The organism is Janthinobacterium sp. BCJ23, assembly GCF_059617945.1.
In genome coordinates, this window is sequence record NZ_JCAQAW010000003.1 from 72805 (window position 1) to 97866 (window position 25062).

Sequence of the window (25062 nt, forward strand, 5' to 3'; positions counted from 1 at the left end):
TATGCTCCCTTAATAATTAGCCGGCGAATCAGCCGGCGACGCCTGCGGCATCAGCTCGATGTGCGTCACGATTTCAGTTGTTCCCTGCACCCTCATGCGCCAGGCGGCACTGGCAATCGGTGATTTCTCGTCGAAGCGGCGCGATATCCACCCGCCAGGCGGTGTATCGCTACCGCGCAATACGTCCAGCGTTCCATGCGAACAGCGCATGTGCAATCCGGACCGCAATCCCTGTGCCCGCAATTGCCCCTCGTCAACGGTCACCACGCAGTGGTCGCCGAACTGCCAATGCACGGAAATATCATGTACATTTGTACATTGTAATATGTCTTTTACAACAATGCATTTATTATTAAAGTTGAACTCGATACGACGCCGGTGCAGCACGGGATCGGCCAGGCGGCCGTAGCCATCGTGCTCGCCCTCGAAAACTTGCACTTCGGAATCCGTTTCATGGGCAATCATGCGCGCATTGGCTTTTTTCAGCCACATGAAATTGCCGCCGATTTCAGACTGGTCCAGGCCGTCGACGGCTACCGTGTTATGCGCGGGCGTGCTGCGGAAGTAGTCGCGCCATTTTTTTTGCGTGTGATAGGCGTAGGTGCCTGGATCGGTGAGCAACTCTTCCCCGCTCACGGAGAGGGTAAATGCCAGCGCATCGGCATGCCCATGCGCGGCAATGGACAGATAGCCAAGCGGTGCGCAATCGGCCACCAGGCGCACCTCATCGGGCGTGCCGAAGCCGCTGCCAAGCAGGAAATAGCCGCCGTCGGGAAACGCCATGACGGGCGCTTCGGCCCCGCTGGCGTCGAGCGCCTGCCACTGTCGCAAACCTGCCACACCGAACAGCCAGCGGTTCTTGTCGTCAAAATGGCCGGCCTTGCGCTTGAAGTCGGCGCGGCCAAACAACACGGCACAGCTGGCCAGCAGCGAACGGTAGCGATGCCAGCCATCGTCGTGCGCCAGGCGCACCATCTGCGCATCGTCGGCATCGCCCGTCATCGGCACGTTGCCGTCCACGTCCATCAACGCGGCGATGAAATCGGCCAGGCGCTCCAGACGCTGCAAGTACACTGCGGAAAAGCCCGCGCCGTTGGCCTGCCCGATCCTCTGGCACAGCAGCATCATGTCCATCACTTCGTGCTGATAATAGACGGCTTGCTCGCGGTTCACGCCATCGGGCGTATTTTGCTTGAGCGCTTCCTCTTCCAGCCCCTTGCGCGCCAGCGCCTGCCATTTTGTACTTTCCGGCCAGCAAGGCCACACGCTACTGGCCACAAACAAGCCCATGTATTCGCCGAACAGATGGTTGTTCGCCGACGAGTGCCGCGAAAAATAACCGGAAATAAAATGCGCATGCTGGTAGATGGCGGCTAGCCACTGGCCCTGGAAGCGCTGCCCCGCCTCGCCCTGGAACAGCGGCGACGCCAAGCCGCCCAGCAATTCCCAGGCGCAAGCCCAGTTCAACAGGCGCAGCGCCAGCTCGAGCGAACTGGTCCAGTGCACGCCCATGGGATACGGGCATTGCTCGAACCACGATTGCAGCAAGGTACGCGCGCCATCGGCGTAGCGCTTCTCGCCCGTCACTTTCCATGCCTGCGCCAGCGCCACCAGTTCCAGGTGCCGGTTCGGTTCCCACAGGTATTTGATATCCCCGACCACTTTTTCACTACGGTAATCGATCTGCTTGCCCAGGGTCAGCGGTGCCACCGTACCCGTTTTCGGGTCGCGGTTCCATTGCGGCGGGAAACCCAATTCCGCACCACGCAGGGCAAACACATTCCAGCGGCCCGCCAGCACGGCATCGGCCGCGGCGCGCAAGGCGGCGCTATCGGTATCGCGGCCATCGCCGGCCAGGAATGGCAAGCCCATGCGCTTCAATTGCGGCGCCGGCACGCTGCGCAGCAAGCCGATGCCAAACTTGCTGGCCTTCTTTTGCAGCAATTGCTGCACGCGCCAGGCAATTTCGGGGGCGCCCATCAATTTCAAACGGTTGATTTTCCATGCTAACGATGTCATACGGCATTCAACCCCAAGTCGGTATACATTTGTTCCAGGCGCGGCAAGACCGCCGCCGTGGAAAACTGACGTTCCACCTTGCTGCGCCCCGCAGCGCCCATTCTTTGCGCCAGCGCATCGTCTTCCAGCAAGCGTGCGATCCGCTCGGCAAGTCCCTTGACGTCGCCGGGCGCGAGCAGGTATCCCTCCACCCCATCTTGTATTGCCTCGGGAATGCCGCCGATCGCCGTGGCAATCACGGGCACGCCGCAGGCCATCGCCTCCAAAATGCTCATCGGCAAGCCTTCAAAATACGAAGGCAAGACGTAGATGCGGCAACTATTGAGCAGGCGCGTCTTTTGCTCGCCCTGTACCCAGCCCAGCAAGTCGACGTGCTGCGCCACTCCCAGCGCATCGGCCTGTTGCTGCACGGCACTACGATCGCCATCGCCGCCTAAGGCCAGGTGCAGCGATGGACAACGCTGCGTCAATTCGGCGCATGCCTGCAGCAGGTCATCTACCCCCTTGGCCTGGCCTAGTTTACCCAGGAACAACACGCTTCCCGCTTGCCGCGCAGACCATGGCGCGGCAATGGGCGGCAGCGACACGGGATTGAACATGATCTCGACATGCGGATTGCGGCTCATGCCGCGCACCCAGGCCTGCCAGCCGCTCGACAATACCAGCACGCGCGACGCATGATTGAAAATGTAGCGGATATAGGCGCGCCGCAAGGGACCGCACTGCCGCTCGTAAAAAGCGGCAAAGCCGCCGCCATGCAAGTGCAGGATGCTGGGCACGCGGCACAGGAAGGCCAGCAGGAAAAATCCCGACTTGCGCCAGAAGCTCGCGTGCGAGGCGACATGCACGTGGATCAGGCCTACCTGTCCGCTCAGCAGCATACCCAGGAAGCGCGCATAGGCCCAGAGCATGATGCGCAGTTTGGCCATGGGTCCGCCATCGCAATGCGTAGCCAGGTAATGCACACGATAGCGCTCGAACAGGCCGGCGCCCTCGTACACGCGCGCCACGGCGGCAATGCCGCCCATGGTGCTCAGGCTGGTGCCGACCATCAGAATTTTTTTCATGTCGAATCCGGTAATTTTGTCATTTTCCGCCAGCCGGCGGGGCGCTAGCCATTTGCCCGGGCACTCGTCTCATTGACCACCCAACGGAATTTCCCCGCCGCCGTATTGGGCAAGTCCACCTTCAGTACCACATCCACGCTGACGCCGGAATCGACCATGGTATGGATATTGTCGAGCAGCTTGCGCTTGTCGCTGTCGGAAAAGGCGGGGCCGGGCAGCAGGCGTACTTCCCAGCGCGCAGCACCCACTTGCGCCACTTGCGACTTGAGGATGTTGTCGACGCCCTTGAAGGCAAACGTCAGGACCGATGGGCTGATCACCGCACCGCCGCTGCCGGTGATGCTGTCCTCAAATTTGCCGGTAACGGGCTCGATCATGGGAAAGGGCCTGCCGCAATCGCAGCGGCCGGGCTTCCAGCGGGTCCGGTCGCTGAGCCGGTAACGCAGCAGCGGCATGGCCAGATTATGATAAGTCGTTCCCACCACGAAGCCTTCTCCGTCCGTTGCCTCGCCATGCTCGTCCAGGATTTCAACATGCGAATAATCACTGTTCAAATGCATGTTTCCATGTTCGCATTCGGTAGCGAACGCCACGCGCTCCGCCATGCCATACATATCCATGATGGTGGCGCCCAGGCGCTCGACGATCAATGCACGCTGATGCGGATACAGCGGTTCCGATGCCGTAAAGACATACGGAATGGATAGCCGGCGTCCTCGCCGCTGCAAGAAGCCGGCCAGCGTGTAGGCAGTCGATGGATAGGCTTGCAACATGGCAGGCGCCGCCTGTTCCAGGCGATCGATGATCGCATCGGCATGCGCCTCGGTCAGGTGCCGCGACGACAGCAACAACTGGCGGTTATAGCGGTTCCAGAACCAGAATGGCGGACTGGTCTGGTTGATGCCGGCCACCATGTCGCCACGCAGGGTGGCGCGCGTCACCTGGGGCGTGTAGCCGGACCAGCTCCAGTGGCGCTGGATGAAGGCGTTTTCCATCAGCACCGACTGCATGCTGCGAAAAATCGTCAGCGGCGTGCCGGTCGTGCCACTGGTCTGGCCAGCCGCCTGCCACGGCCGTTTGCGGCCCAGATGCGGGTACAGCGCGGCGCGGTGCGCCAGCAGCGTCGCCTTCTCGATCACGGGAAAATGCTCGCGCAATACCTGTGCCGCCTGGGCTGGCGTAAAACCGGTCGGCATGGCCGCGTAATGCGGCAGCGTTCGTATGGCGTGCCGCATGCTCGCATGCAGGCGCAGCTGGGAATAGTGCGACAGCTCGTCGACGCTCATGCGCTCATGTACAGCGAGGCGGTCCATGGCACGCCGCAACAAAAAATTATCGCGCAACATGGCTCGCATGCCGAAGCGCAGTTCGTTCTTGATTGAAGACATAGTCACAATGGCTCCCGCAACGGGGTATCCGATAGGAGTGGAATGGAAGGCATCAGCTCAGCAGGAAACGATGTATTTCTTCACCTGGACTGCCGACCTTGGCCAGGCGGGATTCGGCTTGCATGATCGCATCGCTCAATGCTTTCCGGAATGTGGCGTCCTCGACGGCACGCTCGAGGGTCGCGCGCATGGCCTCGACATCGTCATGCGGGACGAAGCCCGGATAATCGCTGCCCAGATAGGCCTCGATCGCCTCATGGCGCGTCGCCACCAGCGGTTTGCGGTTGCGTAACACCCGCAACAGCACGCTTTGCCCGCAGGCCTCGCCCTGGCTTTTCAAGGGCATGGCAACCACGCGGCTGGCGGCAAGCAGGCTCTCGAACTGCGCCTCCGGCAAATCGAGGTGCAGGGTCATGCGCGACTGCGCCGGCACGGCGACATGATTGCGTTCCGCAGCCACCACCACCAGCGGGGCGCTGACGCCCGCCATGGCCTGCAACAGCAAGTCATAGTCGCGGTTGGAATAACCGCCGGCGAACACATAGTCGCCCTCGACCGCTGCCGCGGCGCCGCCAAAACCATAGAGTTCCTGCCGCCACAGGTGAAAATACACGTCTTGCGGCGCCATGCCGACGGCCTGGATCAAATTATCTCCCTCCCCTTTCGAGAAGGCGATAAAGCCCATTCCGGGGAAGCGCAGTGCGCGCCAGAGCAGGTTGAGACCACGGCGCGCCCGCACCGAATGGACGAAACACGCCATTACCAGCAGTTTGCGCGGGCGCTTCACCAGGCCGCAGCGTATCATCGCCAGGATGGGGAGCGCCTGCCAACCGATCAGCAGCACGATATCATCGCTGCCCCACAGCTTGCGCACGCCCCACAGCTTGGGCGACACCATGGCTGCCAGGATCGACAGTTTTCCGCGAAACGACGAGCCACGGCCACGTTCCGGCCCCATGTTACTGACGTGGGCCCCCTGCTGCTGCAGATAGGCGACAACGTCCTGGTAGCCGCCAGCTTGAGAAAGGATTATTTGAATCATCAGAAAACATTTTCAAAAAAACATTATCACATAGCATAGCGACATCGCCTAGCATTTTGCTGCAGTGCACAGAATTGTTACAATATTATGGCTTTTGAGCAACGCCTTCTTTGTACACGGCGGCGAGGCGGCTGGCCAGAACCCGGTAGCTGCGCTGTTCGTCAATAAAGGCCGGGCCAGCGGCCGCAAGCAGACGGGCGGCAGGCAGGTCGGCAAAAATGACGCCGATCTGCTCCGCCATCGCCTCGGCGGTGCTGGCCGCCAGGTAGCCGGCACCGCTGGCGCGCAACACATTTTCCTGATCCGGACTGTCATTGCCCACGCAAGGCATGCCCAGCGCAAGGTACTCGAGCAGCTTGGTTGGCGAACTGTAATCGAACAGCGCGCCGCGCGGCACATAGGAAAGTGCCACGTCGGCGCCACGCAGCAGGGCCAGCGCCTGCAGCGACGGCAGCCAGCCCGTCACATGAATGGCATCGGCAATACCAAGGCGCGCCGCGTAAGCCATCAAGGCGGGCACATCGGATGCCGTCGGCGAATCGCCGATGAATAGCAAGCGTGCCGATGGCTGGCGGCGGCGCAGAAGCAGCAGCGCATCGAGCAGCACAGTCAGCTCGCGCGAACTATCCAGCGTGCCGAGATAAGCAAGCACGGGGACGTCTTCCCAGCCGACCAGGCGGCGTGGCGCCAATGCATCCGCATGCAGCATTTCCATGTCGACACCCATCGGTACGGCCGTGATCTTATCTATAGCAATACCTCGTTCCACCATCAATTGCTTCATCGCTTCACTTTGCACAAAAACATGGTCTGCCCATTTCAGCACAAATTTGTACAGCAGAAAGCGTTCAACCAGCCCCTTCAGCAACACGATGTAGTAGCGCTTGCCCCTGCCAGCGGCAATTGAGGATCGGGCACGCGCGATGCGTCCTTCACTCATCAGAAATGATACCCAATATGCAAACCGGATACCCTTGCAACGGGCCATAAGCATCGTCAGCAGACCGATGGAGACCATATCTCGCACCTGGATCAAGTCACACTGCTTTTTACTGGTCGCCAATACACGGCCGAGGCACAGCTTGAAAAATGCCCACTCCCGGCGCAAGCGACCGGAATATTCGGCGGGGCGCACCTGTGTCATATAAGCACCTTCCACCAGCTCCCCCTTGCCAGCCCGCCCAACAATGTCACATATCACGCCATGAAGCGGCAGGTATTTACCGAAAAGGGTGGCCACATCGACACGGAAGGTTGGCAAGGGTTCAGGTACAAGTTGCAATAATCGAAATACTTTGTGTGATTTCAAGGCAAACATCCCATATAAGCCCGTCAATGAAAGACGCTGAAGAAAGATCGATGGCAGCTACGCGGCCATCGATCTCAAAGAACAGGCATATCATACCCGCGCCAAGGTAAATAATTAACAAAAAAGTTAGTTTCATTGACAAAAAAATCTCGCCTCTTCCCCACTTTCGCTTGCATTACCATTCCTCATTCGCACATAAAAAAAAACCTGCCGCAGCAGGTTTTTTTACAACGAATAAAGGATCTTTGGCCTATAACCGGGACTTCTTAGTTCGTAATCATGATCGTCTGTCCTCCAACCACCAACTGCTTGCCAGTGGCCGTGGTGGTTAAAGTAGTCTTCGGACGCTTGCAGCCGACATCGAGCAAAACAATGAATTCGCCAGTCTGCGCAACACCCGTTTTCACAAAGGCACCATGATCTTCGATTTTACCTGGGGCTGGCGGTGGCCCCGAGCGTGGCTGGTAGCTATTGGCCTCGCCGCCCAATGAAGTAATGCACAGGGTACGATCAACTTTGGTAATCTTCACGGCGGTTGCACTCTCCTTGGCGATCGGTCCGCCCGCATGCAGATTCCATTCGAAGGACAACGCTGTTGGCGCGGATAGCTTGTCCACCACCACCACCGCGTCTTGTCCACGCAAATACCATACCTTGCGCACCGCCGAAGTCAACGCTCCACCATAAGCTGGTGTCGCATCACCGGCTGCATAATCCAACGTCGGGGTCGTCGAAAATGCCGTGATCTTGCCATTTCGGCTCAGGTTATTAACGTTATCGTTGATTAGCTGGCCTACGCCATTATTGAACGTAATGGCATTATGCGATTTGGTCTGGCGATACCAAGACATGACCAGCGGCGAATAATAAAAGTCCTCATATCCGGACTCAATCAGCAGACGGCGCCCGCCACTATCGATCACCAGCGAGTTCTGATCGCCATGGCCATGATTATAGGAACCATAGGGACTGGATTTGAAGTACACGGACGTACGAGCACGGTCCGCCAGATTACTATGCATGGCTACCCAACCGATAGTTGGATACAGGGCAGCATTGGGTGGCGGCACAGGCGCCTCAGTCACTGTTTCAACAGGCAGAGGATAAGGCGCCTGAAACAAAGTCAGATCGGCCTCTTCGCCAACGATATTCTTGACATACCAGGCAGCCTGAGGTGTCTTGAAGCGCGATGCAAAACCCTTCAATACAAAATTATAGATATCACCCTCATGCTGATCGCCAAATACCTGTCCTGGCGCACCTGGCGGCAGGAAATGCATCAGATAACGCGCAAAACCATTACTCCACGGCTTGGTGAAAATATTCACTCCAGTCGCTTCAGCCATCGGCTGCCATAACTGCAGGGCATACTCAGTATTAAACATTGCGTAGGAGGTACCATTGGCATAGCCGCCCTCGGGACCACTCCAGGCATACACCGCGTTGACATAGGAACGGAAAGAGAAATCAAACCAGGTAGTTGCAGCAGGGATATCACCCATCGTGAGCGTGGAAATCACTGCCAGATAGCCGAGCGCTATCACGCCATGAGCATCGAAGGGGGTTTGATCTAATCTGTAATTATTTTTGATCAGATCAGCATACATGGGAGTGACCCGCGCAGTAATGGCCGCCATCCAGAGTGCTTTACGCTGCGGATCCTTGTTCAGCTCGACCGATAGCAAGTCCGCGGACTTAGCCAATGTCAACATGATGCTGCGTGTCGCCATATCATGATTGACATAACTGGTCATGCCCGCAGGATCAAGTACTGCCAACTGATCACCACGTGTCAGTGCTTCCTGCAGATACTTGTTTTCACCTGTCAGTTGATACAACAGTGCCGCACCCAACATTTGGTTGGTTGCGCTACCTATGGCTTGAGAAACCTGAGTGACATACGCCGTGCGCGCCGCGGATGGCGTGCTTGTCGTCACTGGCCAAAGTGAATCCGATGGCGCGGCCAGCGCACGGGTGCCACCCGGCATGAGACTGTTGACCTGTGCCGTAAGCCGAGTCAGGGCAGCCCCGCGCGCTGTGCGCATGGCCGGCGTCCATGCACTCAACGGCAGGAAATCTGCGCGCTGCTGGCGAGGGCGAGGATGCGCCAGCACTTTGCTCCTGATTAACTCGTTGTCAGGTACTTCGAACGTTTGTGAAGTGCTATCAATCGAAAAGGTGCGTGGCGTCGACCAATCGGTATTGGTACTGGGACGCACGCGCCAGCTGTACTGGCCGGCACCAAATGCCGTCGTCGGCAGGTAAAAGGTACGCTTGGTCGTGTAAGTGGCAAACACGACACCACTCTTTTGAACTTCAACAACATAGGACGGGGGCGCAGTTGTACCCGGATATTGTGCCCACGCAAACGCAGGCGGGTTTTGCGCCTGTATCTGCCGATCGACAGGCGCAGGCCGGACAATGAACACCTCTTTCGACTCGGCCCAATCAGCCTGGCTGGATCCAGCCATCACACTCAGCGCCAGCCCAAGGCCAACCGAAAAAAATAACTTATGATTAACCATTATTGGCTCCTACAAAAAACAATCGGATGCTACAGGAAGCGATATCGCCGCATCGGGCCTGTCAGGCTGCCGCATAAAATACAAACCGCATAATCTTCATGCATTGGCATCTAAGCGCTATTTCACCTGCTTCTTAATCGCCCAACTATACACCGGATATAAGATTATGGCGTTGTCCGAAGCCAACAATAGTCATAACAAGGGATAAAATAAAAAACTTCAGCACAACAATTGCAACAAACAAAACATTATAAGAAAATTTTATTTCTGATGAAATATTTCAAGATAAATTAAATGCGGCGAATGGAAAATGATAACTTAATGAAAATGTTTACATATTTCACCACATATTCCACAGCGACTAACCACATACTCTGAGAGCATAAAATATGAAAAGAGCACATATCCAATCTTAGGCAACGCGCGGGGTTATCAGTTTTGCAAACACAAACCGTCTCACCGCAGCCGTGTGCCGCTCGGTTAGGGCCCATAGGAGAATCGATGCACCATTAATGGCTAACAGATACAGCGTGAAACGCAGCACCGTATCGTAGCGAATAGGCTGTGGCAACGCCAGCTGAGGATCGAAACTCATGAGGCAAAAAGTCAATGGCAGGTGTAGTGCATACAAAGAAAAGCTGTAGCCGGAAAAAAAATCGGATATTCTTTTCAGATAATTTGCAGGAATATCCTTTGATATCATAACAAGGAAAACCGTAAAAAAACCAAGCGCGAAATCATAACCAAGGGCGTCTGGGTAAATACGTTTAAAAACAATAAACATAAAAAATGCGACAACAAGAAAAAAAGCCGCGAGGTAACGCCGCCGTATATTTTCGTAAAAACAATAAGCAGCCGCCCCCATCATCCAAATTACAAACATCATAAAATAGGTCAACGGCCTCCCCTCATCATTTGGTTTTGCCGAATAAATAAAAAGAAAACCGATAAAAAGAGTCAAAAGCACGCATAAAACTTTTATATTTCTCTTGAAAACAAATATACCGAAGACCGCCGGCAATAAGAGGTAATACCAGAATTCATTGGAAATACTCCATAGCGAAAGATTCGTCCCATACTGAAAACCGATAATCATTTGCATGAAGAATGCATTTAGTACAAATGTCTTGATAGAATCCGGTTCCAAGCTGCTCCACCACTCAGGAAAAAATGGAGTGCGGCTGGCCAGCAAAGCTTCTCCTCCACCGTAGCTGAAGGCCAGTCCATCGAGCAAGGCTGTCATTAATAAGGCGGGAAGGATCACTATCCACAATCGGGTCAATCTATCGATGAAATACTTGAACGAATCGAAGCGTTGTGATCGCATTGCCTCGATGACTGGCCCGCCAATCAGGAAACCACTCATGACAAAAAACATGATGACCGCTTTGTGGGCTCCGGAACTGCACAGGCCCACCAGCCATGCAAGCGCACCACCTGTGCCTTCCGCATGGTCAAAGAAGAGGTAATTGGCATGCCCGATAACAACAGCTTGGGCAGCCAACGCACGCATTACGTTGAGCCAAATTGACGTATTCGAAGGGATTCTCTGCATAGACTAGCTCGACTAACGAAGGTTAAAAAAATTCGCCTCTCAAGCTGCAGGCATTCGGAGCCTTGCAAGCAGGGACATCGGCAACGATACGTTGGCCATCAGGGCGGCACGCCACCCACTATCGGCCAACTGCTATGTCCAAGACGGGTCAAACGCGATTCAATTGGTAGCGGGCGTCGGCCGTACTTTTGCGGTAAGCGCCTCAGACACTTGATTTGGCATGACGGGATACCCGGCGAAAATATGCTGCTACTGCATTGACGTGTCGCATACCCGGCTGCTCGATGAGTTTAAATGTCATGAAGCAAATACATATCAGTAACGGAGTCAACAACAAGATGACCGACCAATGCAACAAGGGAGAAAATGTCATGGCATATTCGCGACCGATTACAAAATGAAACGTCACAAACAGCAACAAACCATGCAGCAAGTAAATGCTATATGCGAATTCACCGAAAGTGCGTGATACGGCAGTATGCAGCGTGCCAAATATGCTGGTCCCGCCCGCAATCATGGCAAAGGCGATGGATAGAAGCAATAATGATCCAATTTCATGCGCGGAAGCAAAGGCCAGGCAAGCGGTTCCGATACATACAACGGTGAGAATGCTTGCAAGCCGGCTTGCACAAAATCGGCAAAAGGTAGGTAAAAGAACTAACACGGCAGCAATCATTCCCGCCAAGAATGCCAAAAAGTGATGTACAGGGGCCTGCCTTATTATCGCAGCTGCCAGCACAGTCAAAAATACCAAGATACTTGCTAGCAAATACGGCCACGGCGGCATGATGCGCAGGGGTAAGGCCAATAATGGTAACAGAAGATAAAACAGCCATTCGTATGGCAGCGACCATGTGACGCCGGCCATAATATGAGTGGTATTTTTAATACCGTTCAGGTCTGGCGCCTCCAGCGCGGTAAACATCAACCATTGTGCGGCATGCTTCAATAACGTGGGCAATGTTTCCTGCATGCGAAAACCAGAAAGACAAGCGACCGTTATAAACAAGAGCACCATGGCAAACAGATACAGCGGTGTCAGGCGCAAAATCCGGGAAATATACAGTTTCCCCCAGTCTACTCCCCGACCACGTGCAGCGAGTAGTTTTGCATAAAACAAGAAACCAGTAATCATGAAAAACATGGCAACGCTGGCATGTCCAAAATTTGTATAGAGCGGTGATGGCGGTACGTTCCATGCACCGTAGCGCACATAAAAGTACCATATGCAAGCATGGTGCAGGAAGACAAAAAATGCCAGGTAACCACGCAAGCCGTCGATCGCTCCATAGCGTCCGGCAAGTGGTGGTGCCCCCCATTTTTTAACAATGAGAGCACAACAAAATAATGCCAGCAGCAGACTCGCCACGGCAGGCAAAAAACTTACAACGTCCATTATTACTTTCAGAACAAATATAGAAATATGGCCTAGTGTCGTTAAGCTGTATGAGTAATACTGTTTACGTGGTCAAATGGCTTAAAGGAAATATCCCAACGACGCTGCAGCGCCATGCGTTTGACTATCTTGAAGATCAGCCGTTTAACGCGGCTGTCCACCCATGATGCTTTCAAACCATAGTGATGGATGCCAATAGTCTGAGCGGTAATATCGCTGTACATCAACTGCATGGCGTTCTGCGAATTACTGCGATCATATGGATTAAACGGATAAAAAGTAACTGGATCCAATTGCGTGCTATTCCCGCCGAGATCAAGCTCCACCGCTTTTTTCAGCACCACCGGTGATGTGGCAAAGAGCCGCTGTTTTATCAATTCACCCAAAATCAGTTCACGGGCAGTCATCATCACAGGATTGCCGGCTTCGCATGCGAGAAACCCGGTACCATAACCCGCCCCCACGTCCTTGCAGGTTTCGCGGGCCATCAGGCATCCATGCAAGTTCAGCACAAGATCGAGTGAAGTAATCAACTCCAGATCCGTATCGAGGTAGATACCACCATATTTGGACAATACGTCAAAACGTACCCAATCGGCAACGAAAGCCCATTTTTTTTGAATGATGGCCTCTCGACAATAATCATTGTCGATATTGGCATTGTCCTCATTCCATAATTTCAACTCATATTCTGGACAATATTTTTTCCATGACTCAACACAGCGACGGTGCAGTACACTCATCTCACCACGGCCAAACCAACAGTAATGTATAACTTTAGGAATCATTGATTTCTCAGAGCAATTTTTCGTAGCAAGATAATTTTGATTGCAGCGACGAATGTGACGTGAATCAGAAAGGAAAGTACCGCACCAAACAGGCCAAAATACATCGTCAATATTGACAACTCCAACAAATACAGAAGATTTGTGCCTACTGAGATAATCGTCGATTGGCGCAGCTTTCCCAACGCCCAGTAAAACGAATGCGTTGTCACGAAAGTGCCAGCCATCACAGCCGTCAAGAGAACCACTGCGAACTCCAGCACATAATCTTGCAGTACAGGAAAGACCAATGGCATCCAGATAAATTTACTCAAATAACAGATGGCACCAGCAGAAGCAGTTACCACAAACAGCATCTTCATCGTCTTGATCCACAATTCGAACGCCCCCTTCAGATCGCCTGCATTGGCACAGGCAGCAAACTCGGGAATCGATGTCGAATAAAATGGCGCCGTGGCCATATTGACCAGCGAATAGATACGCTTCAAGATACTGAAAACGCCCAGGTTGTAACCCGGCAGTGTCAATCCAATGATGATACGGTCGAGTTGCGCCACAGGTAAATCACAGATCGCCTGCAAGGTACCCCATTTCCCCGCCTCGATCAGGCGTGCCGGGCGCAAATCAGTGCAGGGCAAGGCACCGTCAATGCCGCTACGATTGCGAAAAATCAGCACAAACAACACCACACACCGAATGACCTCCGGCAGTGTATAGGCCAGCACCATACTCGACAGCGTGGGCTGATACCGGGACACTACGACCAATACAAGTAGCTTGAGTAAATTGGCCAGGAAACCCGCATACATCAACACCTTGTATTGATTGACCAACCGGAAGTATGCGGTATGGGTACCAATGACGGGAAAAACCGCAGCCAGGGATAGTAACAATAAATTTACAGTGGAAAACTCTTTCAATTGGGGCAAGGAAAACAGAGTCAGCCCCGCCACCACCAGTATTACAGCAGCCATCGCGAGCATTTCATAGCGTAGGCTTCTTACAACGGCAACACGCAAGATGGCGGCATCAATTTTATGCCCCGGCATGGCTACCAGCATGCCTTGCCAGTACTGAAATCCGCAGACGGTAAATACCGCCAGAGCGATCGATTGCACAAGTACCAAATGACCATATGACTCCACGCCCACAATGGCAAGCATGACAGGAATGGTAATAACGCTCACTCCGGCTCCAGCTACATTCAGCAAGAACATCATGGAGCTATTTTTGACCAGGTTATTAAATACCTTGCTCGATACAGTCATGCCAGAACGCCATGCGGGGTGTGGCCCGGGGTGCGCTGGGGAGGCAGCTTCGCCGAATCAGCTGCAGGCTTGCCATACCGAGAAAATTGAACGATACAGCCTAGCGAAAAATAGCACAGCAACTGTATGGAGGGTTCATCAATCATGGTCCGATTGTAGATCAGCGTACTGACAAGCAATATCAGGGTCACAGTACTGGCATCAGCCATCGCCAGGCGCTCGGGACCGGCTTGGCTGTGCGCCACATACCGTGCGCCTTGCCGTATCCCCAATATGAAAATGGAAAGATAAACCAAAGTTCCCAGTATGCCCACATCCCAAAGCAAGCTCGCCAGTCCAGTTGCGCCAATTTGCAAATTACGATAACGTGCCGCGACATAGCCACGCCCAACGTTCTGACTCGTTGAACTTGCGCTGGGGCCATAACCAATCAAGCGTTCCTGGATAGTCGGAACCGGATCCTGATACCACAGCGCCAACGACGCGCCGCGACTAATTTCCCCTGTAACATAATTGATGCCATTGGGATCCACCACATAGCCACCGACACTGTTGACCTTTTCTTCCATGGTGTCGGTTTTCGTATGGCTCCCCCAGTACAAGGCGTGATAAGCCATGAAGATGCCAGAGCTAATACTGCACATCAACGCCACGAACATAACGAAAACCAGGATATTTTTCAAAACCTTACGCCGCACCACCCAGAACACGCCAAGGGGCAACCAAATAAAGACCGCCTTCACTTCGCCCAGCAGAATAATAGCCAGGCCAATGATGAACATGCCAACCACATGCGAAACCGGAGTGATGCCTTGTACCCACCGCGCTAGCACGTAGAGCATCGCCACAACTGTAAACAGCACCAGTACTGGGCTCATGTTGCCACCGAAAGAACCCACTACGCTATCCCAGCCCATGGACGCTATATTAAAAAAATGCTGGTACAGAGCCAATGGCAACTGTGCCACCGCAATCACCACGATCGCTCCCCACAGTACAAGCAAACGCCGATCAGACCATTGAAACCAGTACATGGCAAAAAGAACGCCAAACATGGGCAAACAGAAGCGTAGGACGGAAATTAACTGAACGGTGGACGCATGGCCCATAAAAATACTAAACGCATAGAACGCCAGATAAATCCAGGCTGCAGCAACAATACGCGTGGCGCCGGAAAAACTGTCACCGAACTGATCCTTGACCAAATGATTGGCCAGTGTTTTTTCCAGAATCGTCCGGGCGAAGAAGAGCGCAGCCAAGCCACTGGCCATCCAGGTCGCCAGACGCAGATTGAAAAAATATTGTGCCGTGCCAGAGACAAAGAACACAACTATAAACAATAGCGGCAATAGTTTTTTAGTATCGACAAACAGCAGGATCGGTATAAAGATTAGCAAGCCAGCCAACATGATAGTTAGCTGAATCGCTCCCAGGGCGATGACCATTCCAAGCAAAAGCGCCGTCGCTAATCCAGCCAGGGCCAACAGGACAGCAGTAAAGACAGGCATGCCCTGCCTGGCCTTGCGACGCTGGGACTGCGCATTCCGCGCATTACCTGTCCTCAACCCCAGTTTATGGATAGAAAAACTCATATGTGTTCCATACACAGCGCGTACGCTGGACTCAATAATGTGAACCGTTAGAAGTACTGTCTGCTGTAGCGATTAGCTATGCCAGCCAATCGCGTACAGCGTCTATGCCAGGATTACCTTAGTGCGAGGTACCAGAAAAATGGCCGCGCAAGTCGGGGGGCATGGATTGCAACAATTGATCTATAAATGATTGCTGCAGTTGATAGCCTTGTTCGATATCCTCGCCGATACTCGACACGCGCATCAATGTCGCATCAGGAATCATCCCCTGCAATGCGTAAGCGAGTTTGACTTTTTTGACTTCCCACGAATTGGGCACGGCCTTATCGCCAACGACAACCCAATATGTAATAGGTTCGACGCGAGAATTAAGCGTTGCCACTGTACGCGACGTCGCAATACCTCCTGCGACCGTCGGCAAGACGACTTGACTGGTTTGGCCGACTGCAAAGCCCTGGCCGCCATAACAACCTTCTGGAAAATGTACGGACAAGTTATCGCGCTGGTCGGTGCCATAAGCAATCGACAACATGATGCGATTACCTTGCCGATTAACATAAGTGCGCGACAACGTTTCAGCGTAGATTTTATTAAGTTCAGCCACGGTGGTGGGATTGACCACTGCCGCGACCTGACTTGCATCTTCCTGCCAATCGCCAAACTTCGTTGGAATCGCCGTGCCGAGAATGATTTTTGGACGGGTATCGGATAGACGCAATGTTGGCGTGACCGCCTTGGTGCACAAGGCAGCGATCAGCATCAGGCCACCCATGGTAAGACCAATTATCGAACGCTTCTTCATAATGCCACCTTTCGGGCGTTCCACTGCCGCGCTATCCATTGCAGTAAAGAATCAAGGCTCAATATCAGCACCAAGGCGCTCACGAACAGCACCATGCCCGCGAAACCATGCAGGAAACCCTGCCCTGCCGCATCGCCAAAATAATAAGTGATCAACGTCAATGCTATGACGCGCATGACATTGGCCGTAAAGGAAATAGGGATAATCAGGATCGCCAGACCGATATTGCGGATAGCCGAGGTATGGCGCACGAGGTTCAAGTAAAACAACCCCAAGGCTTCGAGCGTGAGCAAGGTTTGTAGTCCAGCGCAAGCATCGGCGACCAACAGCTGATACTGGCCAATTTGCAGGATCACACCTGTACGTGCTATCGGATAGCCTGCCCAAAACAGGATATGCTCGCACACATACGACACGGCCATCTTCATTGGCAACGTCAAGGTACTGACGACCGAGCTTGGCAACGGAATCATGAACAGCATGAAGAAGAATGGGAACCAGGCGGCGCGTAGCGCGCCCACTCCCAGCTTGAGCACCAGGATGGATGCCGTGAGCATGACGAATGAGCCAATCTCGAAGGCAAGAATCTGCTGCGAGCGACCGGCGATATAAATCAGCAGCGCGGCGATAAAAAGCAGCCAGCCGGCTACAGGTGCACGATCATGCTCGGCAGCAGCCAATATCTGCTCGCGTTGGCGCCAGATGAGCCAAACCGACAGTACCAGGATAATGGGACCATGCGCCTGCTCTTCGGTCATCCAGATACCAGTAAACAAGGTATAAAATGATGGGATATACAGCGCCGCAAAACCAATAACAATAGGCAACCATTCCAGCAACTGGTCGCGCCGCGGCAAGGCAGATGCCAGGTTCAGCCGAGTGCTGGTATTCATCAGAAATCGACCAGTACCGAGCCGATCACCTGTGCACCGCTGTGCAGCATCTGCTCGGTCATGGCGTTGATGTCGCCGACAGGCGTGTGATTCTTGCGTGCCACCAGCAGGACGCCGCCGGTCCGGGCGGCAAGCGCCAGAGCGTCGGAGCCCAGCGAAAATGCCGCCGAGTCATACAGCACCACGTCATATGACGACTCAAGTTCCGTGCGCAAGGAAGAAAACGCTGGACGGCTCAACAGTTCCTGGGGATTCGGCGGCAAGGTGCCGGCGCCCAGCACGGACAGGTCGACGAACGATTCAATGCGCGTAATCACATCGCGCTCGGCACGTCCAGCCAGGATATCCGACAAGCCCTGGCGTCCCGCAAGGCCAAAGATCTCGTGCTGGCTCGGGTTGCGCAGATTCGCGTCGACCAGCAAAGTCTGTTCGCCCAATTGGGAAAACACCACGGCCAAGTTGGCCGCGAACAGGCTGGTGCCGTCGCCATCGTTGACGCCAACCACCACCAGCGATTTGCGGCCCAACGCCATCCAGCGCAGCATCAGCTGGCTGCGGATGGCGCGCAGCGTTTCCACTTGCGGGCTGAACGGCTGATAAGCAGCGATCAGCTTGTCGGAATACTTGCCCTCCCCCTGTTGCAGATAGGGATAGTCGAACTGGCGCGCGAGGACTTGCTGGATATCCGCCTCCGTCACCAGACCGAGGCGCTGGGCAGCTTCGCCAAAACGGATGCCCAATTCCTTTTGCATGCGCAGAACACGTTCGGCACTTTCCGGCGTGATCTTGCCTGATGCGAGCAAAAGCCCACCGATGCTGGAATCGGCTGTCCGCGGCGCCGCGGATACTAGCGGTTGCAATGCTGGATTCATATTATTTCCAATACTTAATTAAGACGCAAGCTGCGAGGCAACAACGATTTGAAGCGGTTCAAGCGCGGGCGCGTCGGCGCGCTCCAGTCGATAGAGCCGAGTACAGGCAATTGCAACAAATCGCTCAAATCGGTTTCTGAACGTACGCGACGGTCCAGCATCTCGGCCAGCAAGGAAAACCCCACGCCCAGCAAGCCGCCCAGGAACAAGGCCAACAGCGTGTTCAACATCACTTTCGGGCCGGCCGGCCTGATCGGCGCCACGGCAGGATTGAGCAAGGAGATATCCGATTGCTCCGATTGCCCCTCAATACGGGTTTGCGAGAAGCGTTGCGAGGCGATATCGAAGGCGCGCTGTGCGCTTTCCACATCTTTTTGCAAGACGCCCATTTCGTCGCGGGTACGGTTCAATTCCAGAACCTTGTCCTTTTGCGCCGCCAGCGCCGCACGCACGGCACCTTCGCGCTGTTGCAGGATCCCGGCATTCTTGCTGACCGAATTGGACGTCACGCGCGTGCCATCCGCCAGTTCCCGGCGCATGCGCTCGACTTCGGCGTTCAGGCTTTCATATTGGGGATGATTGCGCCCCAAGCGCTGCGCCATCTCGGCCAGCTTCGATTCGGCCGTTGCCAAACTCAGCTTCAGATTCTGCACCAACGGGTTCGACGCCACGTCCGGCGAATCGGAACCGGCATTGCCCTCGGCCATGCGCTGACGCGAGGATGCTTCCATCGCCTGGCCTTGTGCAGCCACGAGCTGTGCCGACAGGTCATTCAAGCGGTTCGATTCGACGTCAAGACGGTTATCGACGCTGACGATGCCATGTTCCTGCTGGTACTTCGATAAGCGGCTTTGCGCCACTTCGAGACTGTCGCGCAGCAGCTTCGTTTGCTCATTGAAATACACAGCCACCTTTTTCAAGGGATCGACTTTCAGCTGAATGCTGGTTTTCTGGTATTCATCGGCAAATGCATTCGCAATAACGGCGACAAACTGCGGATCGTTACCCTTGAAACTGATATCGACCACGCTGCTTTCGCGCGACGGTACGATTTCGAGCTTCGCCAGCAGCAGATCCGCCAGCCAATCGCGCACGGTACCCTTACCTTGCGTGGCTTCATTAAACTGGGCAACGACCGCAGGATTTTCCGCCAGACGCAGATTATCCACTACCTTCAGCGCCACATTCTTGCTGCTGATAATATCGATTTGCGTCGCCATATAACCTGGCAACAACTGCATCGGCAATGCCAGACCCGTGACGGGATCGACGCCCTTGTAGTTGATCAGCAGGGATGCCGTGCCTTTATACGTCTTGGGCAACAACAGGCTCACCACCATCGTCGCCCCGACTGTGATAAGCAAAGTGAATAGTAAAATCCGTTTGCGGGCAAGCAAGACGAGTAGAAACTGGTGGAAATTCATGGTCAACTCTCATATTAATAAACAAAGCCAGCCTGGCCATAGCGCCGGCACCACTCAACTTAGAACCAGCTTTCTTTAACATACACCACGTCATCGATTTGGATGATGTCGTCATGCTTGGCGTCGAGTATTTGCATGACACCTGCCGCATCACGGCGCTTGATGCGTACGCCACGTTCGGTACCGCGCTGCGTCAAACCACCACCAACTGACAGAGCCTGCAAGACCGTCATCGAACGTTCCAGGCGAAATGCCCCGGGACGCTGTACTTCGCCGTAAATGTAGAAACGCGGTGCGCGTTCGACGTACAGCACATCGTTGCCGGTCAGGTCGAAGTCGCGGGCCAGATCGGCACTGCGCATCATGTCGACGATATCAATGGTTTCCTTGGTGGTTGTGCCGCCGCGCTTGCGGATCAGGCTAACGACATCACCTCCATCCGTGTTCTGGCCGCCAGCCATGGCGAGGATATCGAGCAGGCTGCGCTTGCCTTCAATCGGATAACGGCCCGGGCGATTTACTTGCCCAAGCACGGAAACTTGCTGACTTTGCAAGGCAGTGACAATGATATTGACCTGCGCCTTGCGCAGGAAACCACCGCTCTCCAGTGCCTGCCCCAGTTTCTTTTCTGCAGCGGCAACGGACAAGCCCCCTACGGCGACACTGCCAACGAGCGGGAAGGTAATGCTGCCGGCCTCGCTGACACGCGTCTCCAAACCCAGGTCAGGACTGCCATACACGGAAATTTTCAATACATCGCCAGCGCCGAGCAACACTTCGGCGGCCCCTGCCACACCAACACTGCAAGCCATCAGTACGGCGGCTGCCCACATCGCAAGTCGTTTCATGATTTGCTCTATCCTTTTAAAAACTTCTATTAATCCGAAAGATCCCTGCCCGCTCTTATTTCAGGCCTGCCACGCCGCGCGCATTCACGTCGCTACTGTCGGCCGCTGGTGCCGTTGGCGCCGCCACCGCTGGCGCCGAAGCGGCAACAGCGGCTGAGGCGGACGCCGCAGCCGGCTTGTCCGTCTTGTTCAGATACTCGATCTTGGCGCTGGCGCGCAAACGCTTCAACTCGGCGTCCGCTGCTTCCTTGTTCTTCTTATTGAAAAGGAACTGCTCGATCTGTGGCGCCGCTTGCGCCAGCGTCACCGGGTTATCCTTGATGTCGGCCAGGGAAATCAGCAGGGTGCGATCACCTTCGCGGATAATGAACAACTGGCCTTTTGGCATCCCGGCCAGTTTGCTGCTCAATTCAGGAGCGAGATCAGCACTGGTGCGAGACAGTTGCGTACGGGCATATTTGACCTTGTTGGCATCTAGCCATACCGCAACCTCTTCCAGCGTTTTCGCCGCATCCATCGCTTTTTTCAAGTCGTCGTTCATGTCGGCCGAGGCAATAATCAGTTCACGCATGTCGAACTGCTTGCGCTGGGTAAAGTACTGTGGATTCTTGTTAAAGTAATCTTCCACTTCCGCCGGCGAGGGCTTGTTGATGGTGCCTATACGTTTTTGCATATAGGCTTGGGCAACGATCAGCGCCTTGGCCCGCTCAACGGCTTGCACGACCTTCGGATCGCGGTCGACCTTGTCCTTGATCGCCTCGTTCTGCAATAATTGGCGGTCAATCAACGATTCCAGCAATTGCTTGCTTGCCGCTTCCTGCTGTACCGCAGGAACATTGGCACGCTGCAATTCTTCATTCAATTGCAGCACTGTGATTTCCTCGCCGTTGACGCTCGCCAATGCCTGACCGGCCTTTTTTTCCTTACTTCCGCAAGCGGACAATCCGGCAGCAGCAAAAAGGACCAGCACCGCGCACAACAATCGGGTGTTGGCGGCCGGTTTGGGCATGGTCAAACGATAGTTGCGAAAATGATTCAAGATTACTCCTTCGGATTCATTATTTAAAATGCAATTCACTGCAACGCAGCGCGATGGCAAAAAAGATATTTTTTACCAAAATGACACAAGCCACCAGCGACTAGCAAGCTATGCAAACAATTATTAATATTGTAAATATGATACACAAGATGCAAGCCAAAATGGAAACAATTTGCTTAAAAATCTATTAAGAAGCTTTTAATACAACTATTTCCATTGTCGACTAGAAAATAAGTTGCACTAAGAAAATGTTCTTCAATGTGGATCGTTTAAGAGCGATAGCGCCTTGGCCTTCGTAATATATCTTGATGACAAGCGGCTGAGCTTACGGCCGCTAACAGTGTATTACGGCGAGGATGAGGCCGATTAAAGAGCCCAATAGGTCGCAAACAACGTCCGCTGAGCAACAGTGATGGGGCAGGTTGCCCGCCAATGGGTAGCCATAGCTGCCAGGAGCATGCATCGCCAGCGCACTCTGCCGTGTACGGTTTGCGTATCACCGAGCTTCCTTCCACCTGGGTTATACCTGACTGCGCCCAACGCTACCTATTACACATATTTTATCGCGTATTGATTGAGCGCAAACTAAATTGCAGATCATTTTCCCTCCGCCTGTCACTCAATGCGCATTGTCACGCTTCAGCACGACTTTCACCGTTCGCATGATGATCCACAAATCGAGCCACAGCGACCAGTTACGCAGGTAATCGAGGTCAAAATGGATGCGTGCTTCCATTTTGTCCAGGGTCTCCGTCTCGCCGCGCAAACCGTTGACCTGGGCCCAGCCCGTAATGCCGGGCTTGACCTTGTGGCGCAGCATGTAGCCCTTGATTAACTTGCGGTACTGCTCGTTGTGCGCCACGGCATGCGGACGGGGCCCGACAATACTCATGCGTCCCTGCAAAACATTAATGAACTGTGGCAATTCATCGAGCGAGCTACGGCGCAGAAAAGCGCCAATGCGCGTCACACGCTGATCATTCTTGGTTGCCTGCACCACCTTGTCGCCGTCTTCGCTGACCGTCATCGAGCGGAATTTATAGACGATAATTTCTTCGCCATACAGGCCATAGCGCCGTTGACGGAAAATCACCGGCCCCTTCGACGTTACCTTGACGGCGATGGCGATGAGCAGCATTACTGGCAGCAGCATGATCTGGATCAACAAGCCCAACACAATGTCGCTGCCCCGCTTGACCATGCTGTTAAAACCGGTAAACGGCGACTCGCGGATGGCGATTACCGGCATGCCGCCCACATTGTCGAAGCGCGCCTGCATCAAATCGAAGATATAAATATCCGGCAAGAAATACACGGATGCCGTCGTATCCTGCAGTTCATCGAGCATCTTGCGGATGCGCGGCTGGGCTGAAATAGGCTGGCTGATGAATATCATCTTGATATTGTGTTCGCGCACATAGGCAGCGATATCGGCCATCCTGCCCAGCATGGGCTCGCGCATCGTCTCGGGCCAGCGGTCATCGGTGCGGTCGTCAAAAAAACCGCGCACGCTCATGAACAGGTTCGGATTACGCTCGACGGTAGCGGCAAACTTCAGGCTGGCGTCATTGGCGCCGATGATGACGACGGAGCGCACTTCGCTGTCGCGCCCGGGATCGGCCACCATGCGCCGCGCGGCCAGATGGCTGAGCAGCAATATGAACGGCGTCAACAGGAACCAGGCCAGTACCAGCTCGCGGTCAAAATGAAACGCCAGTCCTGTCGCCGAGCCCAGGAATACCAGGATCAGGGCCGTGATGCCCCAACTGACAAAAATATCGCGGGCATAGGCCAGCATGCGACCGCTGCGCCAGGTACGATAGGGATCGACATACTGGAATACGGATGATGAAATAAAGAATGCAAGGATCATCAATACCAGCGAGTAACCGGTAAATGGCGAACCTGACAAGGCGGCCAGCAGATACAGCGTGCCCATGATGATCAATGGGTCGAGTATGCGCTGGAAAAACGAAATCAAGGGTATATCATTAACCGTCATGATGCTCTTCAGAACTGGGCACTGGCATTGAAGGAAATGCCGTTGGCGTGATAACTGCTGGTATTGATGAGCGGAGCGCCTCTGCGTGCATCGCGGAAGGCGTTTACGCCCAGCTGGATATTCGGCCGTGGCGCATAAGTCAGGCCCACGGTCGCGGTCCGTGTCGTATCGCTGACATCGATAGGCAAGGACAGGCCGCTTGCGGCGGAAAAATCGCGCTTCTCGCGCCGCACCTGGGCATCCATCCTGACCTTCGCGGAAATGTCCCATGCCGCCGCCAGGCTGGCGCCGTTATTCAAGCTGCTGGTAATCAATGAATTTTCCACAGCGGCAAACTCATGCCACAAGCTGCCAGTAAACCGCACTTTTCCAAGCGGCGCCCAATACACGATCACGCGTCCATTGGCGCCACTGGAATCGCGCCCGCTGAACAGCTGGTTCTTGCGCTTCACCCAGCCGCCGAGCAACTGCACTTGCGTAATGCCGCTAACGCGCCAATAGATATTGGCCTTGACCTCATCCTGTTCATACCCTTGCTCCACCCCAAAGGCTGCCAGGCTGGCCCGGTTTGGATATGTGCCATTGAGATGGCGCAACTGGACCCCGATGCGGCTCTCGCTGGCCGGCAGGTAATCAAGGCCGAGCTCGTACGCATCTTCCTGGCGCTCCGAAATTTTCTGCGCGATGGAATCATAGGTATATTTGTCACGCGAAAAACCGCCGCGCACGCGCCAGCTGGGATGGAAGCGCCAGCCGCCATTGACATATTCACGGCGTATCGTACGCAGGTTGCGCTCCGTGCTTTGCAAGTCGCTGAACGGCGTCAAGGTCTGCGAATAACTGCCGCCGACATGGCCTTCGAGATGGTTGGCGATATGCCATTCCAGATCGGCGAGATAATCTTTGCCCGTATAGTCGAGCTGATCAAAGTGATCGAAATAGACGCGCGACCACTTTACCTGGCCCGTCAACAGTTGCCGTCCGATCGGCCGCCTAACCAGAAATCCCGCTTGCACCTGGCGCGAAGTATCGGAACGCGTACCGTCGAACCCGGCAGCACTGTCGTCCAGCCGGAACAAGTTATTATCATATGAATAAGTTGTCGCAATGAAGGGGGAAATCGTGTCGCTGATCGCCGCCCACGCCGGTACGCTGCAGGTCGCGCCGCCAAGCAGCATCAGCGAGGTGGGCAAGATGCGCACCATGGCCAGGGCCAATCGGTTGCGTTGCATTCTG

19 protein-coding genes are annotated in these 25062 nt (G+C 54.4%); all 19 read right to left on the reverse strand.

Going from position 1 to position 25062, the window contains the following annotated elements:
• Window positions 1–9: 9 nt before the first annotated feature.
• The 19 genes from AC54AG_RS11935 to epsL all read right to left on the reverse strand — a co-directional run bounded on the left by AC54AG_RS11935 (window position 10) and on the right by epsL (window position 25058).
• The gene (locus AC54AG_RS11935; protein ID WP_496630441.1) at window positions 10–2019 is read right to left on the reverse strand and encodes a heparinase II/III family protein; all 2010 of its coding nucleotides are present in this window, start codon (window positions 2017–2019) and stop codon (window positions 10–12) included.
• On the reverse strand, window positions 2016–3086 hold the full coding sequence (locus AC54AG_RS11940; protein WP_034751652.1) for a glycosyltransferase family 4 protein: 1071 nt from the start codon (window positions 3084–3086) through the stop codon (window positions 2016–2018). Before AC54AG_RS11940 ends, AC54AG_RS11935 begins: the two co-directional genes overlap by 4 nt.
• Before the next feature lie 44 nt (window positions 3087–3130).
• On the reverse strand, window positions 3131–4474 hold the full coding sequence (locus AC54AG_RS11945; RefSeq protein ID WP_490493583.1) for a phenylacetate--CoA ligase family protein: 1344 nt from the start codon (window positions 4472–4474) through the stop codon (window positions 3131–3133).
• A gap of 52 nt (window positions 4475–4526) precedes the next feature.
• Window positions 4527–5516, reverse strand: coding sequence for a glycosyltransferase family protein (locus tag AC54AG_RS11950; protein ID WP_139143422.1), 990 nt, complete (start codon window positions 5514–5516; stop codon window positions 4527–4529).
• 85 nt (window positions 5517–5601) lie between these two features.
• Window positions 5602–6825: a glycosyltransferase gene (locus AC54AG_RS11955; protein ID WP_496630443.1), complete on the reverse strand. Its 1224-nt coding sequence runs from the start codon at window positions 6823–6825 to the stop codon at window positions 5602–5604.
• A 266-nt stretch (window positions 6826–7091) separates the two neighbouring features.
• Window positions 7092–9350: a DUF4962 domain-containing protein gene (locus AC54AG_RS11960; RefSeq protein WP_072454476.1), complete on the reverse strand. Its 2259-nt coding sequence runs from the start codon at window positions 9348–9350 to the stop codon at window positions 7092–7094.
• A gap of 412 nt (window positions 9351–9762) precedes the next feature.
• Complete coding sequence (locus AC54AG_RS11965; protein ID WP_081368173.1) at window positions 9763–10905, reverse strand: acyltransferase family protein; 1143 nt, start codon at window positions 10903–10905, stop codon at window positions 9763–9765.
• Between the two features lie 202 nt (window positions 10906–11107).
• Window positions 11108–12301, reverse strand: coding sequence for an acyltransferase family protein (locus AC54AG_RS11970; RefSeq protein ID WP_072454474.1), 1194 nt, complete (start codon window positions 12299–12301; stop codon window positions 11108–11110).
• 41 nt (window positions 12302–12342) lie between these two features.
• On the reverse strand, window positions 12343–13089 hold the full coding sequence (locus tag AC54AG_RS11975; RefSeq protein ID WP_072454473.1) for a glycosyltransferase family 32 protein: 747 nt from the start codon (window positions 13087–13089) through the stop codon (window positions 12343–12345).
• Window positions 13086–14354: a lipopolysaccharide biosynthesis protein gene (locus tag AC54AG_RS11980; protein ID WP_496630444.1), complete on the reverse strand. Its 1269-nt coding sequence runs from the start codon at window positions 14352–14354 to the stop codon at window positions 13086–13088. Before AC54AG_RS11980 ends, AC54AG_RS11975 begins: the two co-directional genes overlap by 4 nt.
• Window positions 14351–15946 (reverse strand): hypothetical protein, encoded by a 1596-nt coding sequence (locus AC54AG_RS11985; protein ID WP_331777394.1) that lies wholly within the window; start codon window positions 15944–15946, stop codon window positions 14351–14353. Before AC54AG_RS11985 ends, AC54AG_RS11980 begins: the two co-directional genes overlap by 4 nt.
• 118 nt (window positions 15947–16064) lie before the next feature.
• A complete protein-coding gene (epsI, locus tag AC54AG_RS11990; RefSeq protein ID WP_034751674.1) occupies window positions 16065–16748 on the reverse strand; it encodes an exosortase-associated protein EpsI, B-type in 684 nt (227 codons plus the stop codon).
• Window positions 16745–17641: an exosortase B gene (xrtB, locus tag AC54AG_RS11995; RefSeq protein ID WP_034751676.1), complete on the reverse strand. Its 897-nt coding sequence runs from the start codon at window positions 17639–17641 to the stop codon at window positions 16745–16747. The genes epsI and xrtB overlap by 4 nt, the downstream gene beginning before the upstream one ends.
• On the reverse strand, window positions 17641–18513 hold the full coding sequence (epsG, locus tag AC54AG_RS12000; protein WP_034751679.1) for a chain length determinant protein tyrosine kinase EpsG: 873 nt from the start codon (window positions 18511–18513) through the stop codon (window positions 17641–17643). Before epsG ends, xrtB begins: the two co-directional genes overlap by 1 nt.
• 14 nt (window positions 18514–18527) lie before the next feature.
• Entirely contained in the window at window positions 18528–19937 is a 1410-nt protein-coding gene (epsF, locus tag AC54AG_RS12005; protein ID WP_034751682.1) for a chain length determinant protein EpsF, read from the reverse strand.
• Between the two features lie 59 nt (window positions 19938–19996).
• Entirely contained in the window at window positions 19997–20785 is a 789-nt protein-coding gene (gene epsE, locus AC54AG_RS12010; RefSeq protein ID WP_034751685.1) for a polysaccharide export protein EpsE, read from the reverse strand.
• Between the two features lie 55 nt (window positions 20786–20840).
• Window positions 20841–21824, reverse strand: a complete 984-nt coding sequence (locus tag AC54AG_RS12015) for an EpsD family peptidyl-prolyl cis-trans isomerase (RefSeq protein ID WP_496630446.1) — start codon at window positions 21822–21824, stop codon at window positions 20841–20843.
• A 619-nt stretch (window positions 21825–22443) separates the two neighbouring features.
• Window positions 22444–23826, reverse strand: coding sequence for an undecaprenyl-phosphate glucose phosphotransferase (locus AC54AG_RS12020; RefSeq protein ID WP_034751688.1), 1383 nt, complete (start codon window positions 23824–23826; stop codon window positions 22444–22446).
• A gap of 8 nt (window positions 23827–23834) precedes the next feature.
• Window positions 23835–25058: an XrtB/PEP-CTERM-associated polysaccharide biosynthesis outer membrane protein EpsL gene (gene epsL, locus AC54AG_RS12025; RefSeq protein ID WP_072454472.1), complete on the reverse strand. Its 1224-nt coding sequence runs from the start codon at window positions 25056–25058 to the stop codon at window positions 23835–23837.
• Between the last annotated feature and the right edge of the window lie 4 nt (window positions 25059–25062).

Bases quoted from the DNA above. Each gene is read 5' to 3' on its own strand.
- AC54AG_RS11935 (WP_496630441.1), bottom strand. From the start codon at position 2,019: ATGACATCGTTAGCATGGAAAATCAACCGTTTGAAATTGATGGGCGCC.
- AC54AG_RS11940 (WP_034751652.1), bottom strand. From the start codon at position 3,086: ATGAAAAAAATTCTGATGGTCGGCACCAGCCTGAGCACCATGGGCGGC.
- AC54AG_RS11945 (WP_490493583.1), bottom strand. From the start codon at position 4,474: ATGTCTTCAATCAAGAACGAACTGCGCTTCGGCATGCGAGCCATGTTG.
- AC54AG_RS11950 (WP_139143422.1), bottom strand. From the start codon at position 5,516: ATGATTCAAATAATCCTTTCTCAAGCTGGCGGCTACCAGGACGTTGTC.
- AC54AG_RS11960 (WP_072454476.1), bottom strand. From the start codon at position 9,350: ATGGTTAATCATAAGTTATTTTTTTCGGTTGGCCTTGGGCTGGCGCTG.
- AC54AG_RS11965 (WP_081368173.1), bottom strand. From the start codon at position 10,905: ATGCAGAGAATCCCTTCGAATACGTCAATTTGGCTCAACGTAATGCGT.
- AC54AG_RS11970 (WP_072454474.1), bottom strand. From the start codon at position 12,301: ATGGACGTTGTAAGTTTTTTGCCTGCCGTGGCGAGTCTGCTGCTGGCA.
- AC54AG_RS11975 (WP_072454473.1), bottom strand. From the start codon at position 13,089: ATGATTCCTAAAGTTATACATTACTGTTGGTTTGGCCGTGGTGAGATG.
- AC54AG_RS11980 (WP_496630444.1), bottom strand. From the start codon at position 14,354: ATGACTGTATCGAGCAAGGTATTTAATAACCTGGTCAAAAATAGCTCC.
- AC54AG_RS11985 (WP_331777394.1), bottom strand. From the start codon at position 15,946: ATGAGTTTTTCTATCCATAAACTGGGGTTGAGGACAGGTAATGCGCGG.
- epsI (WP_034751674.1), bottom strand. From the start codon at position 16,748: ATGAAGAAGCGTTCGATAATTGGTCTTACCATGGGTGGCCTGATGCTG.
- xrtB (WP_034751676.1), bottom strand. From the start codon at position 17,641: ATGAATACCAGCACTCGGCTGAACCTGGCATCTGCCTTGCCGCGGCGC.
- epsG (WP_034751679.1), bottom strand. From the start codon at position 18,513: ATGAATCCAGCATTGCAACCGCTAGTATCCGCGGCGCCGCGGACAGCC.
- epsF (WP_034751682.1), bottom strand. From the start codon at position 19,937: ATGAATTTCCACCAGTTTCTACTCGTCTTGCTTGCCCGCAAACGGATT.
- epsE (WP_034751685.1), bottom strand. From the start codon at position 20,785: ATGAAACGACTTGCGATGTGGGCAGCCGCCGTACTGATGGCTTGCAGT.
- AC54AG_RS12020 (WP_034751688.1), bottom strand. From the start codon at position 23,826: ATGACGGTTAATGATATACCCTTGATTTCGTTTTTCCAGCGCATACTC.
- epsL (WP_072454472.1), bottom strand. From the start codon at position 25,058: ATGCAACGCAACCGATTGGCCCTGGCCATGGTGCGCATCTTGCCCACC.